The 13,982-nt window shown below is 68.3% G+C and carries 12 protein-coding genes; 7 read left to right on the plus strand and 5 right to left on the minus strand.

Annotation, left to right across the window (positions count from 1 at the left end; all coding sequences use genetic code 11):
- Positions 1 to 14 precede the first annotated feature (14 nt).
- Both hrpB and ACM6LR_RS35915 read right to left on the minus strand, forming a co-directional pair.
- Positions 15 to 2,405: an ATP-dependent helicase HrpB gene (gene hrpB, locus ACM6LR_RS35910; protein ID WP_414940125.1), complete on the minus strand. Its 2,391-nt coding sequence runs from the start codon at positions 2,403 to 2,405 to the stop codon at positions 15 to 17.
- Positions 2,402 to 3,229 carry a glutamate ABC transporter substrate-binding protein gene (locus tag ACM6LR_RS35915; protein WP_414940124.1) on the minus strand — a complete coding sequence of 276 codons (828 nt, stop codon included), beginning with the start codon at positions 3,227 to 3,229 and terminating at the stop codon, positions 2,402 to 2,404. Before ACM6LR_RS35915 ends, hrpB begins: the two co-directional genes overlap by 4 nt.
- A 91-nt stretch (positions 3,230 to 3,320) precedes the next feature.
- On the opposite strand from ACM6LR_RS35915, the gene ACM6LR_RS35920 reads away from it, so the two are divergent.
- Together ACM6LR_RS35920 and ACM6LR_RS35925 are read left to right on the plus strand one after the other, a co-directional pair.
- Entirely contained in the window at positions 3,321 to 3,809 is a 489-nt protein-coding gene (locus ACM6LR_RS35920) for a MauE/DoxX family redox-associated membrane protein (RefSeq protein WP_414945411.1), read from the plus strand.
- A gap of 2 nt (positions 3,810 to 3,811) precedes the next feature.
- Positions 3,812 to 4,606 carry a DsbA family protein gene (locus ACM6LR_RS35925; protein ID WP_414940123.1) on the plus strand — a complete coding sequence of 265 codons (795 nt, stop codon included), beginning with the start codon at positions 3,812 to 3,814 and terminating at the stop codon, positions 4,604 to 4,606.
- Between the two features lie 63 nt (positions 4,607 to 4,669).
- Here the strand turns inward: ACM6LR_RS35925 and ACM6LR_RS35930 are convergent, their stop codons facing one another.
- Both ACM6LR_RS35930 and ACM6LR_RS35935 read right to left on the minus strand, forming a co-directional pair.
- A complete protein-coding gene (locus ACM6LR_RS35930; RefSeq protein WP_414940122.1) occupies positions 4,670 to 5,545 on the minus strand; it encodes a LysR family transcriptional regulator in 876 nt (291 codons plus the stop codon).
- Between the two features lie 276 nt (positions 5,546 to 5,821).
- Positions 5,822 to 6,529 carry an RraA family protein gene (locus tag ACM6LR_RS35935; RefSeq protein ID WP_414940121.1) on the minus strand — a complete coding sequence of 236 codons (708 nt, stop codon included), beginning with the start codon at positions 6,527 to 6,529 and terminating at the stop codon, positions 5,822 to 5,824.
- Between the two features lie 179 nt (positions 6,530 to 6,708).
- Between ACM6LR_RS35935 and ACM6LR_RS35940 the strand changes: the two genes are divergently transcribed.
- Genes ACM6LR_RS35940 through ACM6LR_RS35960 form a run of 5 tightly spaced genes read left to right on the plus strand, consistent with a single transcriptional unit; the run spans position 6,709 to position 11,281 of the window.
- Positions 6,709 to 7,899 (plus strand): lipid-transfer protein, encoded by a 1,191-nt coding sequence (locus ACM6LR_RS35940; RefSeq protein WP_414945382.1) that lies wholly within the window; start codon positions 6,709 to 6,711, stop codon positions 7,897 to 7,899.
- A gap of 20 nt (positions 7,900 to 7,919) precedes the next feature.
- Entirely contained in the window at positions 7,920 to 8,351 is a 432-nt protein-coding gene (locus ACM6LR_RS35945; RefSeq protein ID WP_414945383.1) for an SRPBCC family protein, read from the plus strand.
- A complete protein-coding gene (locus ACM6LR_RS35950; protein ID WP_414940119.1) occupies positions 8,348 to 9,193 on the plus strand; it encodes a MaoC/PaaZ C-terminal domain-containing protein in 846 nt (281 codons plus the stop codon). Before ACM6LR_RS35945 ends, ACM6LR_RS35950 begins: the two co-directional genes overlap by 4 nt.
- Before the next feature lie 10 nt (positions 9,194 to 9,203).
- The gene (locus ACM6LR_RS35955; protein ID WP_414940118.1) at positions 9,204 to 10,073 is read left to right on the plus strand and encodes an SDR family oxidoreductase; all 870 of its coding nucleotides are present in this window, start codon (positions 9,204 to 9,206) and stop codon (positions 10,071 to 10,073) included.
- Positions 10,070 to 11,281 carry an acyl-CoA dehydrogenase family protein gene (locus ACM6LR_RS35960; RefSeq protein WP_414945384.1) on the plus strand — a complete coding sequence of 404 codons (1,212 nt, stop codon included), beginning with the start codon at positions 10,070 to 10,072 and terminating at the stop codon, positions 11,279 to 11,281. The genes ACM6LR_RS35955 and ACM6LR_RS35960 overlap by 4 nt, the downstream gene beginning before the upstream one ends.
- A 199-nt stretch (positions 11,282 to 11,480) precedes the next feature.
- Here the strand turns inward: ACM6LR_RS35960 and ACM6LR_RS35965 are convergent, their stop codons facing one another.
- A complete protein-coding gene (locus tag ACM6LR_RS35965; protein ID WP_414940116.1) occupies positions 11,481 to 13,967 on the minus strand; it encodes a DNA gyrase/topoisomerase IV subunit A in 2,487 nt (828 codons plus the stop codon).
- Positions 13,968 to 13,982 lie beyond the last annotated feature (15 nt).

Consider the following 13,982-nt stretch of genomic DNA (forward strand, 5'->3'; position numbering starts at 1 on the left):
CCTGAAAGCCCCTTTCAGGACATCCGGCGCCGCGCGGTCCGCCGGGTCGGAGCGGCGCTCAGCGGGTCTTCCGGCCAGGGATGCTTCGGGTAACGCCCGCGGAGATCGGCACGCACGGCCGCGTAACCGTTGCGCCAGAACGATTCCAGATCGGCGGTGACCGCCGCGGGCCGCCCGGCGGGCGAAAGCAGGTGCAATACGACAGGGACGTCCGCCAGCTCCGGCGTCGCGAGCCATCCGAAGGTCTCCTGCAGTTTCACGGCCAGCACCGGCTGTTCACCCGAGTAGTCGACCCGGATCCGCGAACCCGACGGTACCTCCAGCCGGTCCGGCGCCAGTTCGTCCAAACGCGACGCTTCGGGCCAGGGCATCAGCCCGCGCAGCGCGGCACCCGCGTCCAGCGCGGCCAGGTCCGACCGTCGCCGGGCGGACCCGAGATCGAGCCAAGAGTCCAAAGTAGACAGCAGGACGGCTTCGTCGACCGAGGGCCAAGGCGGGCCCAGCATTCGATGCAGGAAGGAAAGCCGCTCGCGGAGGCGTCGCCCGTCCTCCGACCACCGCAGCAGGCCGAGCCCTTCGGCGCGCAGACCGTCCAGCAGCGCGGCGCGGATCGCGTCCGGCGAGGGGGAGCGCAACGGCCTCTCCGACAGCAAGATCGACCCGAGCCGCCGCACCGAACGTGCCACCACGTCCCCGCCCGCCCAGTGCACTTCTTCCACCGTCGAGACCAGATTCGGCGCCGCGCGCACGGCGAGGGCCTCGTCGGCGGGCGCGGCCAGCCGGATGATGCCTTGCGTGCGGCCGGGATCGCGGGTCGCTTCGGCCACCGCCAGCCATTCGACGTCCGCCAGCCCGCTGCCACGCGGCAGTTCCGCCGCCGTGCCACCGGCCATCAGATACACCGGCGTCCCCGCGGAACGCCGTCGCGCGAGCCGTTCGGGATGCGCCAGAGCGACGACCAGCGCCGGATCGGACGCGTTGCCGCCGTCGGGCACCAGCTTGGAAAGGCGCCGTACGTCGGACTTCCAGCGCCCGTCGTCCCGCACGCGCCGCAGTTCGGCTTCGAGATCGGTCAGCGTGCCGCCACTGTCCAGCAGCGCGACGACCTCGGCCGCCGAACGCGCGTTGGTTCGCGCCGCGCCGTCCAGCAACGCCCGTGCCAAGCGCGGATGCAGGCCGAGCCCGGCCATCTTCCGGCCGCGTTCGGTCACCTTCCCGTCTTCCGAAGTCGCCCCGAGTGTGGTCAGCAACGCGCGACCGGCGGCCAGCGCGCCTTCACCCGGCGGATCCCACCAGGCGAGGCCGGAACCGTCCGGAGTGGACCAGCACGCGAGTTCGAGCGCGAAGCGCGCCAGTTCCGCCGTCCTGATCTCGGGCTCGGGGTAGGCGGGAAGGGAACCCTGTTCGTGCGCCGCCCAGCACCGGTAAGCGCGCCCCGGCGCCTCACGTCCGGCCCGGCCGGCGCGCTGTTCCGCGACCGCGGCCGAGACCCGGACCGTCGCCAGCCCCGGCAGGCCGCGCCGGTGATCGACGCGAGGTACCCGGGACAGCCCGCAGTCCACCACCGCGCGTACGCCCGGCACGGTCAGGCTCGACTCGGCGACCGACGTCGAGAGCACCACCCGGCGGCGTGCGCGCGGGCGCAGCGCGTCGTCCTGGCTCGCCGCCGAGAGCCGTCCGTGCAGCGGCAGCACGTCGGCGTCCAGGCCGTTGAGCATGCCGCTCACTCTGGCGATCTCACCCGCGCCGGGCAGAAACGCGAGTACGTCTCCGTCCCCTTCGGACAGTGCTTTGTGGATCGCGCGGACCACGGTCGTCTCGATCCGCTCGCCGCGCGCGGGTGGTGAGTACGAGACATCGACCGGGTAGGTCCTCGCGTGCGCGGTGATCACCGGCGCGTTCCCGAGCAGCGCCGCCAGCCGTCCGGCCGCCACGGTGGCGGATGTCGCGAGCAGGCGCAGGTCGTCCCGCAGCCCGGCGCGCACGTCCAGCAGCAACGCGAGCAACAGGTCCGCGTCGAGATGGCGCTCGTGGCATTCGTCGAGCAGGACGGTCGAGACGCCGGCCAGTTCGGGATCGCCCTGCACCCGCCGGACCAGCAGCCCCGAAGTGACCACTTCGATTCGCGTCGAAGAAGACACTTTCCGGTCTCCGCGCACCGAGTAGCCGACCGTCTCGCCGACCCGTTCACCCAGCAGGGACGCCATCCGCGCCGCCGCGGCCCGCGCGGCCAGCCGCCTCGGTTCGGCGACGATCACCCTGCCCTCGCCGTTGTCCAGCGCGAGCGGGACCAGGGTGGTCTTGCCAGTCCCAGGGGGCGCGACGAGCACAGCGGTGCCATGGGCGTCGAGAGCGGCTTGGAGTTCGGGCAGGACGGCGCGGACCGGCAGATCGGGGAGGGTCACCGCTCGGTGACCTGCGGCGGAGGCGGGATCCGGTAGCCGGACGGGCCGATGTTGCGGTTCAGCGATTCGAGCCATTCGCCCGACGAGATCATCTTCTGGATGGCTCTGGCCACCGCCGCCCGCCCCTCGTTGTCACCCTTGCGCAGACCGACACCGTATTTCTCAGCGGAGAACGGCTTGCCGACGACCCTCAGCAACTCCGGGTTCTGCGCTACGTAGCCGGCCAGGATGACGTCGTCGGTGGTCACCGCGTCGACCTGTTGCGCGAGCAGCGCCGTGACGCAGTCCTGGTAGCGCGGGTACTCGACGAGCTGGACGGCCTGGGCGAACTTGTCGCGCACCTGCTCGGCCGAGGTGGTGCCGCCCACGGCGCACAGCTTGCGGCCGTTGAGGTTCTCGGGGCCGGTGATGTCGGTCGACCGGAGCCGGACCAGCAGATCCTGGCCGGTGTCGAAATAGGGCCCCGCGAAAGCGACCACCTGTTTGCGTTTTTCGGTGATCGAATAGGTCGCCACCATCAAATCCGTGATCCCCGATGTTATGTCGGTCTCACGGGAGGATGGTTTGGAGTCGTGCCAGGTGATGTGATCCGCGTCGACGCCCAATTCGGCCGCGACGTACTTCGCGACATCGACGTCGAAGCCGACGTACCGGCCGTCGACCGTCCGCTTGGAGAGACCCGGCTGGTCGGCGCGGATGCCGATGGTGAGCTTGTTCGAGCCGACGGCCCGCGCGACGAGAGAATCCGACGGACCGGTCTCCTGGCTGCAAGCCGCCGTTGTGACCAGCATCAAGCAAGCTGTCAGCAGGGCGCGTCCCCTCATCGGGTGTCTCCGTCCGCCACCTCACGTTGTTCTCAGGGTTGGCGGCTAGCCTAGGCCCGTGCGTAGACCGCCCCAAGTCGTGCTCGACGCCGTGGGCACACTCGCCCGGCTCGGACTGGCCGCCGTCTGGTTGATTTCCGGAGCGCTGAAGATCAGCGATCCGGGGCAGACTTATATCGCCGTGCAGGCGTTCGACGTCCTGCCGGACGGGCTCGTCCGCCCGGTGGCGATCGGGATGCCGATCGTCGAACTGGCGCTCGGCCTGCTCCTGCTCGCCGGGTTCGTCACCCGCTGGGCGTCGGTGCTGTCGGTGCTGCTGCTCGCGGTGCTCATCGCCGCCATCGCCCAATCGTGGGCGCGTGGCCTCAGCATCGACTGCGGCTGCTTCGGCGGTGGCGGTCAGATCGCCGCGGATCAGACGCAGTATCCGCAGGAGATCGCCAGGGACCTCGGGTTCGCCCTGCTGGGTGTCTGGCTGATCGTGCGGCCGCGGACCTGGCTGTCGGTGGACGGCTGGCTCGGGAACTTTGGGGCCCCCGCCGACGACGACTATGTGGGTATCGCTGAAGGGAACGGATAATCGTGGGTGGAGCTGAGCGCAACGCTCGGAAACGCAAGCAGCAGCAGACGGCGTCGCGTTCGGTGGCACAGGCCAGGGGCGTCGTCGGCGGCGACAAGAAGAAGGTCGTCGCGATCACGGTCGCGGTGGTCGTGCTCGCCGCGCTGGTGATCGGCGGCGTCGTGTGGACGACGTCCAGCAAGGACAGCACCGAGGGCAAGGTGATCGCGGCGCGGACGGATACTTGGGCGCCAGGTGTCGTCGAGAAACGCGACGGGGTTGTCGTGAGCGTCGGCAAGCCCGAGGCGGCGAAGAGCATCGACGTCTATGCCGACTTCCTGTGCCCGGTCTGCAAGCAGTTCGAGGAATCTTTCAAGGGGCAGATCCAGGAGCAGGTCAACAACGGCGTCCTGCAGGTCCGCTATCACATGCTGCCGATGCTGAACCAGCGTTCCGACCCGCCGGGTTACTCGCTGGACTCGGCCAACGCCGCCCTCGCCGCGGCCGACGCTGGCAAGTTCCTCGCCTTCCACGACGCGCTGTTCAAGGACCAGCCGGAGGAGGGCGCGCGCGGGTTCGACAACGCGCAGCTGATCAAGCTCGGCCAGGACGTCGGCATCACCGACCCGGCTTTCGCCACGGCGATCAACACCGATGTCTACGAGCAGCAGATCCAGGACGCGTACAAGAAGACCTCCACGGATCCGGCGCTGCAGCAGGACTTCGGCCGGGGTCCCGGTTTCGGCACGCCGACCGTGGCGTCGAACGGGCAGGTCGTGAAGCTCGACGAAGGCTGGCTGCAGAAGGTCATCGGCTAGCCCTCCGCCGCGTTTCGTCCTCTAGTTGCGGTAGTTGCACGTGCAAGGACCGCAACTAGAGGACTAATTGCGGGCGAGGGTCGCGAAGGCTCGGACGCGGGCGGTTTCGGCGGAGCGCGGCCAGACGAGGCCCCACTCGCCGTCGGGTGAGCCCGCGAAGGGCACGAAGCGGATCCGGGGATGGCTGAAGTACTCCTGCGCGTGCGCGGCGAGCGGGCAGATCCCGGCGCCGGTGGCGATCGCGGCGAGCAGTTCCTGGAACGTCGCGAAAGACTTCCCGCGGGTCACCGGATGCCCGGCGGGCGTCAGCCACTGCTTCGGCTCTTCGACCCAGTACGGCTCCGGCGGATGCGCCGCGCGGAGGACGGTGTCCCGCGCGAGGTCGTCCAGAACGACTGACTTCCTTCGCGCGAACGGATGTTTCGACGACACCGCGAGCACCATCGGTTCGGAATACACGACCGGTCCGGTCGTGAGATCGGCTTCGTCGGCCGGGAGCAGGGTCACCAGTACGTCGATCTCACCCGATCGCAGCATCGCGAACGGATCGGCGAACTCAGCCTCCCGGATGCGCAACTCCGTTTCCGGGTATCGCTGCCGGAACTGGTCCAGTAAGCCTTCGGTGAGGTCGGCGACGCCGGGTGCCTCGAAGCCCAGCCGCAGGACGCCGCCGATCCCGCGTCCGGCCGCGACCGCGCGTTCGATGCCTTCGTGCAGCGCGCGGTAGGCGGGGCCGAGGTCATCCCGCAGCCGCTCGCCGATCGGCGTGAGCTGGACCCGCCTGCTGGTGCGGGCGAACAGTGGCGCGCCGATCCGGCGCTCCACCTGTTTGATCGTCTGGCTCACCCGTGCCTGCGAGACGTGCAGCCGTTCCGCGGTGCGGCCGAAATGCAGCTCGTCGGCCAGCGCCAGGAAGATCTCGATGTCCCGCAGTTCCATAATCCCCAGGTTATCGATTCGGGCGGTGTCAGTCAGCGGGAATCGTTGTCTCGCAGGTCTAGAACGTGGAATCTCTGTCACGCATTAATTCAAGCCTTGAGCTTAAGCAGGGTGTCGAGGAGGACCAGAATGCGGAGATTTACCGATGAACTACGAGACGAACCAGCCGTTGTTGTCGGCGTTCGGCAGTGAGGCGCAGAACCGCTTCGTCATCGACGGCCTGATCAGGGTGCGTTTGCCCTGGTCAGGCCGTCGAGCGAGAGCAAAGGTCCCTTGCTACTCCTCGATGGCGCCGCCAACCGCCCGCAGGTGCTCGCGGAACGTCAGCGAAGGCGTCTTCGCGCGCTCCGTGAGGAAGTCGGCGAAGCGCACCTGCTCGCGAAGGGACTCTCCGGCGCGGATCCGATCGGCCTGCAGGCGTTCGGTGTCGCGGATGGCCTCCGCGCGGTCCAGGACCTCGTCGGCGCGGTCGGCCGCGACGAACAGGACACCGTCCTCGTCGCCGAACACGAGGTCCGCGCGGCTTACGGTCCACTCGCCGACGACGGCCGATTCCAGTGCGCCGTCCGGGCGGTCGGTGACCGAGAGCGGACCGGTCGGGATCGAGCCGAGGCTGAACACCGGCAGCCCGATCTTCTTGATGTCGGCGGTGTCGCGGTGCAGTCCCCAAATCACGACGCCGCCCAGCCCGGCCGACTGCGCTTCGAGGACCGCGAGGTCTCCGACGCAGCTTTCGTCGAGCCTGCCGCCGTTGTCGACGACAAGGATGTCACTGGGGTTCGCGGTTTCGTACGCCTCCAGGAAGACGTCGACGCTGCCGACGTGCCGGGCGGGGGTGACCCGCCCTGCCAGCCTGCTGCCGGGAACGACCGCGTGCGTTCCTGTGGGCGCGCACCGGACCGGGACGCCGGCGCGGACGCAGCCGTCGGTCAGATGTGCGGTGGTCAGCAGTTCGAACCGCTGCCGAAGCTCCTCGGGATCCATGCCTCGACTTTAGCCACGGCGCCACACCACTGGAGTGTTGTCGGCAGGTGATCAGTCGCCCTGGGACTCAGCGTGCCCCAAGTAACATCCGTGCAGGATTGTATGTAAGGGGTTGATAAATACAGACCTGTCTGTATCTTCAGGTTCAACAGGATCCGGCAACGACAAGGAGCGTCGCGGTGGCGAACAAGGTGTACGTCGTCGGCGTGGGCATGACGAAGTTCGAGAAGCCCGGACGCCGCGAGGACTGGGACTACCCGCAGATGGCCAAGGAGTCCGGGACCAAGGCGCTCGCCGACGCCGGGATCTCCTTCGACGAGGTGCGGCAGGCCTACGTCGGCTACGTCTACGGCGAGTCGACCTCGGGGCAGCGCGCGGTCTACGAACTGGGCATGACCGGTATCCCGGTGGTCAACGTCAACAACAACTGCTCGACCGGGTCGACCGCGCTGTACCTGGCCGCGGAGGCGATCCGGGGTGGCCGCGCGGACTGCGTGCTCGCGCTCGGTTTCGAGAAGATGCAGCCTGGATCGCTCGGCTCGACCTACGACGATCGCGAGCAGCCGATGGGCAAGCACCTCCAGGCGCTCGCGGAGATCTCCGAGGTGCTCTTCCCGCCCGCGCCGTGGATGTTCGGCGCGGCGGGCCGCGAGCATATGAAGACCTACGGCACGACCGCCGAGCACTTCGCCAAGATCGGCGAGAAGAACCACCGGCACTCGGTGAACAACCCGTACGCGCAGTTCCAGGAAAGCTATTCGCTGCAGGACATCCTCGACTCGCGGATGATCTACGACCCGCTCACGAAGCTCCAGTGCTCGCCGACCTCGGACGGTTCGGGTGCGGCGATCCTGGCCAGCGAGTCCTTTGTGGACTCGAATGGGCTCGCGGGACAGGCTGTCGAGATCGTCGGGCAGGCGATGACCACCGACTTCGCCAGCACCTTCGACGGTACCGCGAAGAACATCATCGGCTACGACATGAGCGTCCAGGCCGCGCGTCAGGTGTACGACCAGGCAGGGCTCGGCGCGGAAGACTTCCAGGTCATCGAGCTGCACGATTGCTTCTCCGCCAACGAACTCCTGCTCTACGAAGCGCTCGGGCTCTGCGCCGAAGGGGAAGCCGGGAAGCTCGTCGACTCCGGCGACACCACCTACGGCGGTAACTGGGTCGTCAACCCGTCCGGCGGGCTGATCTCCAAGGGACACCCGCTCGGCGCCACCGGTCTCGCGCAGTGCGCCGAACTGACCTGGCAGCTGCGCGGGACCGCGGACAAGCGTCAGGTCGACGGCGTTGAAGCCGCGCTGCAGCACAACATCGGACTCGGCGGCGCCGCCGTCGTCACCGCCTACCAGCGCGCCGAGCGCTGATCCCACCGAAAGGAAGAACCATGGGCAAAATCAGTGCCTCCGTCGAACTCCCCGCCGCTCCCGGCAAGGTCTGGGCGGAGTTCTCCAACCCCAACAACTTCGAGAAGTGGCTGACCATCCACACCAAGTGGAAGGGCGAGGTCCCGGCCGAATTCTCCAAGGGCGCGCAGGCTTCCGAGGTCGTCACGATGCTCGGGATGCCGAACACGATCACCTGGACCGTCGACGAGTTCGAGGCGCCTTCGAAGCTGGCGATCTCCGGGACCGGGATGGCCGGGGTGAAGGTCAAGTTCGAGCTGTCCGTGGAGGCGTCCGGAGAGGGTTCGCTCGCCAGCATCGACGCCGAGTTCGCCGGCCAGATGATCGTCGGCGCGCTCGGCAAGGCCGTCGAGAAGGACGGCAAGAAGAACCTGGACGCGTCGCTGGAGAACTTCAAGGCGCTGGTCGCGTGACCGAGGAGCGGTTCGATCCCGGCGGGCTCGGCAAGTGGACCGACGAGTTCCGGTTCGAGGTGACCCGCGAGCGGCTGATCGAGTATGCCAAGGCCACCAACGACCCGATCCCGGCGCATCTCACCGGGGACGTCGCGAGCCCGGTGTTCGCGATCGTGCCGGTGTTCGAGTCGCTGATGGAACCCGCGCTGGAGGTCGTACCGGTCGGGTTGTTCGGCCGGATCGTGCACGGGGAACAGGAATTCCGGTTCCACCGGCCGATCCGTCCCGGCGACAAGCTCGTTTCGCGGGCGCGGATGACCGGCTACGAAGGCCTGTCGAACGGCACGCGCGGCACCATCCACCTCGAGTGCCGCACCGAAGGCGGCGACCTCGTCAACGAGCAGTACGTGACGCTGTTCGTGCGCGGATTCGACACCGGTGAGACGCGGGGCGAACTCGGGCCGGAGCACAAGTTCGACGACACGCTGCGCTCGCGGGCGCCGGTGGCGGAGGTGCGTCAGCACGTCGACGACGACCAGACGTACCGGTACGCGCCCGCCGCGGGCGACCCCATGCCGATCCACCTCGACGAAGAGGTCGCGAAGGATTCGGGACTGCCGGGGATCATCGCGCACGGGCTGTGCACCATGGCGTTCACGTCCTGGGCGTTGCTGACCGAGGTCGCCGGGTCCGAAGTGGGCAGACTGAAACGGTTCGCCGTCCGGTTCGCCAAGCCGGTGCTGCCCGGCCAGGACCTGACGACGCGCGTCTGGCACGCGGGAGCCGGTAGCTACGCGTTCGAAACCACCGTTGGGAAGACCGTCGTGATCAAAGACGGTCTCGCGGAATTCGCGGAGTAGGAGCAAAGCCATGGGAGCACTCGATGGGCGGGTCGCCGTCATCACCGGCGCCGGTCGCGGGATCGGCCGCGAGCACGCGCTGCTGTTCGCGGCCGAAGGCGCGAGCGTCGTGGTCAACGACCTCGGCGGGGCGAACGACGGAAGTGGTGCCGACGTCGGCCCGGCACAGGAGGTCGCCGACGAGATCCGGGCGGCAGGCGGGAAGGCCGTGGCGAACACGGCCAACGTCGCCGACTGGGCCGGTGCCGCCGAACTGGTCGCGCAGGCGGTGGACGAGTTCGGCAGGCTCGACGTCGTCGTGAACAACGCTGGCATCCTGCGCGACGCGTTCATCGCCGGACTGGAGGAGTCCCAATGGGATTCCGTGATCGCGGTGCACCTCAAGGGACACGCGGCGGTGCTGCGGCACGCGGCCGCGTACTGGAAGACGGCGAGCAAGGCCGGTGACCGGGTGGCCGGTTCGGTGATCAACACCGCCTCGGCGTCCGGGGTCACGCTGCCGAACGCGGGGCAGGCGAACTACGGCACGGCGAAAGCGGGGATCGCCGCGCTGACCCTGGTCGCGGCCGAGGAACTGGAACGCTACGGCGTGCGGGTCAACGCGATCGCGCCGATCGCGCGCACGCGGCTCACTCTGGCGACGCCGGGTATGGGCGCGATCTTCGCGCAGGAGGTCGAAGAAGGAGAGTTCGACGCGTTCTCGCCTGCCAACATCTCCCCGCTGGTGGCCTATCTCGCGACCGAGAAGTGCCCGCTCACCGGCAAGGTGTTCGCGGTGCAGGGCGGCGCGATCTCGGAACTCGCGGGCTGGCACGACGTCAAGGTGATCGAAACCGAGGAAGCCTGGGAGATCGACGACATCGCGGCCAGGCTGCCGTGATCGAGTGGTCCGAGACCGAACTGCTGATCCGGGACGCGATCCGCGAGTTCGTCGACAAGGAGATCCGGCCGCACCTCGACGCGCTGGAAAGCGGGACACTGCCGCCGTACGACCTCATCCGCAAGATGTTCGCGGCCTTCGGCATCGACGCGCTGGCGCGGGAATCGGTGACGAAACTGCTGTCGAAGGAGCGTGGCTCCGGTGACGGCGGTGGGCTCGCGTTCGGCGGGCAGGAGGCGATGGCGCTCATCGCGGTGAGCGAACTGGCCGGGGTCAGCCTCGGCATCGTCGCCTCGCTCGGGGTGAGCATCGGGCTGACCGCGCAGACGATCCTGACCAAGGGCACGCAGGCGCAGAAGGAACGCTGGCTGCCAGGGCTGGCGACGTTCGAGAAGGTCGGCGCGTGGGCGATCACCGAACCCGACTCCGGCTCGGACGCTTTCGGCGGCATGAAGACGTCGGTGCGGCGTGACGGTGACGAGTATGTCCTCAATGGACAGAAGACGTTCATCACGAACGGGCCCTACGCCGACACGATCATCGTCTACGCCAAGCTGGACGACGGCGAGGACGTCCGCGATCGCAAGGTGCTGACCTTCGTGCTGGACAAGGGGATGCCCGGCCTCACGCAGGGCAAGCCGTTCAAGAAGATGGGCATGATGTCGTCGCCGACCGGCGAGCTGTTCTTCAGCGACGTCCGGCTCGGACGGGACAGACTGCTCGGCGAGTCGGAGACCGGCCGCGACGGCGACAGCAAGGCCGAGGTGAAGTCCGGGTTCGCCGTCGAGCGGATCGGTGTCGCGGCGCTGGCGCTCGGGATCATCAACGAATGCCACCGGCTTTGCGTGGACTACGCGAAGAACCGGAAGCTGTGGGGCCAGGAGATCGGGCGGTTCCAGCTGATCCAGCTGAAGCTGGCGAAGATGGAGGTCGCGCGGATCAACGTGCAGAACATGGTGTTCCAGCTGATCGAGACACTGCGCGCGGGCAAGTTGCCGACGCTGGCCGAGGCTTCGGCGATGAAGCTGTACTCGTCGGAGGCGGCCACCGAGGTCGCGATGGAGGCCGTGCAGTTGTTCGGTGGCAACGGGTACATGGCGGAGTACCGGGTGGAGCAGCTGGCCCGGGACGCGAAGTCGCTGATGATCTACGCGGGAAGCAACGAGATCCAGGTGACGCACATCGCGAAGGGCCTGCTGTCCTCGTGAGACCCGGCCCATGCGGTCCTCTCGCGAGGTTGCCTACTTCGGGTCGAGTTTCGGCTGAGCCGCTTAGGGGCCCTTCACGCGCCAACGTAGTGACTGGTGGGGCCACTGGGGCGACCGGCCGAATGTTCCAAGTCCGTGAAGGACTCCTTGAGGGACCCAGAGTCCCTCAAGGAGTCCTTCACGGACCGCGATTGAGCGGTCAGCTGCGTTCGATCAGGTGGCCGACGACCTCGGGACCGGGGTGGGCGTGGCCGGAGCCGTCGCGCCGCGGGTCGATCTCGGGCAGTTCCACCGGGTCGCCGTTGCGGGCGGCACCGGCCGGGCGCGGGCCGATCCAGCCGACGACCAGCCGCGTTTCGCCCTTGAGGAGCCGTTGCGCCCGGACACCGCCGGTCGCGCGGCCCTTGGCCGGGTACTCGCTGAACGGCGTCACCTTCACGCTCGCACCGGTCGCGGTGACGACCATCGGCTCGCCGTGCTCCGCGTCGTCGGTGCGGATGGCGGCGAAGAACACCACCTCGGCGTCACCGTTCAGGTTGATCCCGGCCATGCCGCCGCCCTTGAGACCCTGCGGCCGTACCAGTGAAGCGGCGTAGCGCAGCAGCGATGCTTCGGACGATAGGAACGCCAGTGCCTCGTTGCCGTCGGTGAGCCAGGTGGCGCCGACGACCTCGTCGCCGTCCTTCAGGCTGATCACGTCGAACTCGTCCGAGCGGACCGGCCATTCCGGCGCGCACACCTTCACGACGCCGAGTTTCGTGCCGAGCGCGAGACCGGGGGAGCCGGCGGCCTGTTCGCCGAGCGGCGCCAGCCCGATGACGTGTTCACCCTTGTCCAGCGGCACCAGTTCCTTCGCGGCCATCCCACCGCGCAGGGAGACGGTGCCCGCCTGTTCGGGCAGCACCGGCAGTGGCAGGACGTCGGTCTTGAACGCGCGGCCGCGGTTGGTCACCAGCAGCACCTGACCACGCGCGGTCGAGTGCACGACGGCGGACACCGAGTCGTGTTTGACGCGGCCGTTGCGGCGCCGCACTTCCGACGCCTCCTCCGATTCCGCCGCGGTCCGCGCGACCAGCCCGGTGGCCGACAGGATCACCTGGCAGGGATCGTCGGCGACCTCCAGCGGACCCGACGGCTTCGACGCGGCGAGGACCTCCTTGAGATCGCCGTCGATCAGCGCGGTGCGGCGTTCGGTCGGGGAGTCCTTGGCGACCTTCGCCAGTTCGGCCGAGACGACCTTCTTCAGCACCGTCTCGTCGTCGAGGATCTTCGACAGTTCGGCGATCTCCTCGCGCAGCTTGTCCTGCTCGGCTTCGAGTTCGATCCGGTCGTACTTCGTGAGCCGTCGCAGCGGAGTGTCCAGGATGTAGGTCGCTTGGATCTCCGAGAGCTTGAACCGCTTCATCAGGCCGTCCTTCGCGGCCGCGGCGTTCTCGCTCTCGCGGATCAGCTTGATCACCTTGTCGATGTTGAGCAGGGCCGCCAGCAGGCCCTCGACCAGGTGCAGGCGCTCTTCACGCTTGCGGCGGCGGTAGCGCGTGCGACGGGTGACGACCTCGTAGCGGTGGCTGAGGAAGACCTCCAGCAGCGCCTTGAGTCCCAGCGTCCGCGGCTGCCCGTCCACCAGCACCAGGTTGTTGATGCCGAAGGACTGCTCCAGCGGCGTGAGCCGGTACAGGTCCGCCAGCAGCGCCTGCGGGTTCACGCCGACCTTGCATTCGACGACCAGCCGCGTGCCGTTCTCGCGGTCGGTGAGGTCCTTGACGTCGGCGATGCCGGTGAGCCGCTTGGACTTGTTGACCTCGTCGGTGATCTTCTCGATCACCTTCTCCGGGCCGACGCCGTACGGCAGTTCGGTGACGGTGATCGCCTGACGGCCGCGGCTGCCCTCCAGCGGGCCGGTTTCGGCGCTGGCGCGCATGCGCACCACACCGCGGCCGGTCTCGTAGGCGCGGCGGACCTCGTCAAGGCCCAGTAGCGAACCGCCGGTCGGCAGGTCGGGGCCGGGGACGAACTCCATCAGCTTGTCGAGGGTGGCGTTCGGGTGGTTGATCAACCACCGCGCCGCACCGATGACCTCGGTGAGGTTGTGCGGGATCATGTTGGTCGCCATCCCGACCGCGATCCCGGAAGTGCCGTTGACCAGCAGATTCGGGAACGCCGCCGGCAGCACCGTCGGCTCTTCGAGCGAACCGTCGTAGTTGGGCCGGAAGTCGACCGTGTCCTCGCCGAGTTCGCCGACCAGCAGCATCGCCTCGGAGGACAGCCGCGCCTCGGTGTACCGCGAGGCGGCCGGGCCGTCGTCGGGGGAGCCGAAGTTGCCGTGCCCGTCGACCAGCGGGACGTTGAGCGAGAAGTCCTGCGCGAGGCGGACCATGGCGTCGTAGATCGCCGTGTCGCCGTGCGGGTGGTACTTGCCCATCACGTCGCCGACCACGCGGGACGACTTCACGTACGCGTGCGTCGGCCGGTAGCCGTTCTCGTTCATCGAGTACATGATCCGGCGGTGTACCGGCTTCAGCCCGTCCCGCGCGTCCGGGAGCGCCCGCGAGTGGATGACCGAGTAGGCGTACTCCAGGTACGAGTCCTCGATCTCCGTCTTCAGCGAGTTGTCGAAGACGTTCGCGCCGGGCTGGTCGAACGCGGAGGGGTCGACCTTGGTGGTGGTGCCCTTACGGCGTGCCATTGCTCAAAGCTCCTT

It is taken from the genome of Amycolatopsis sp. cmx-11-32, from assembly GCF_047608695.1.
Taxonomy (GTDB): Bacteria; Actinomycetota; Actinomycetes; order Mycobacteriales; family Pseudonocardiaceae; genus Amycolatopsis.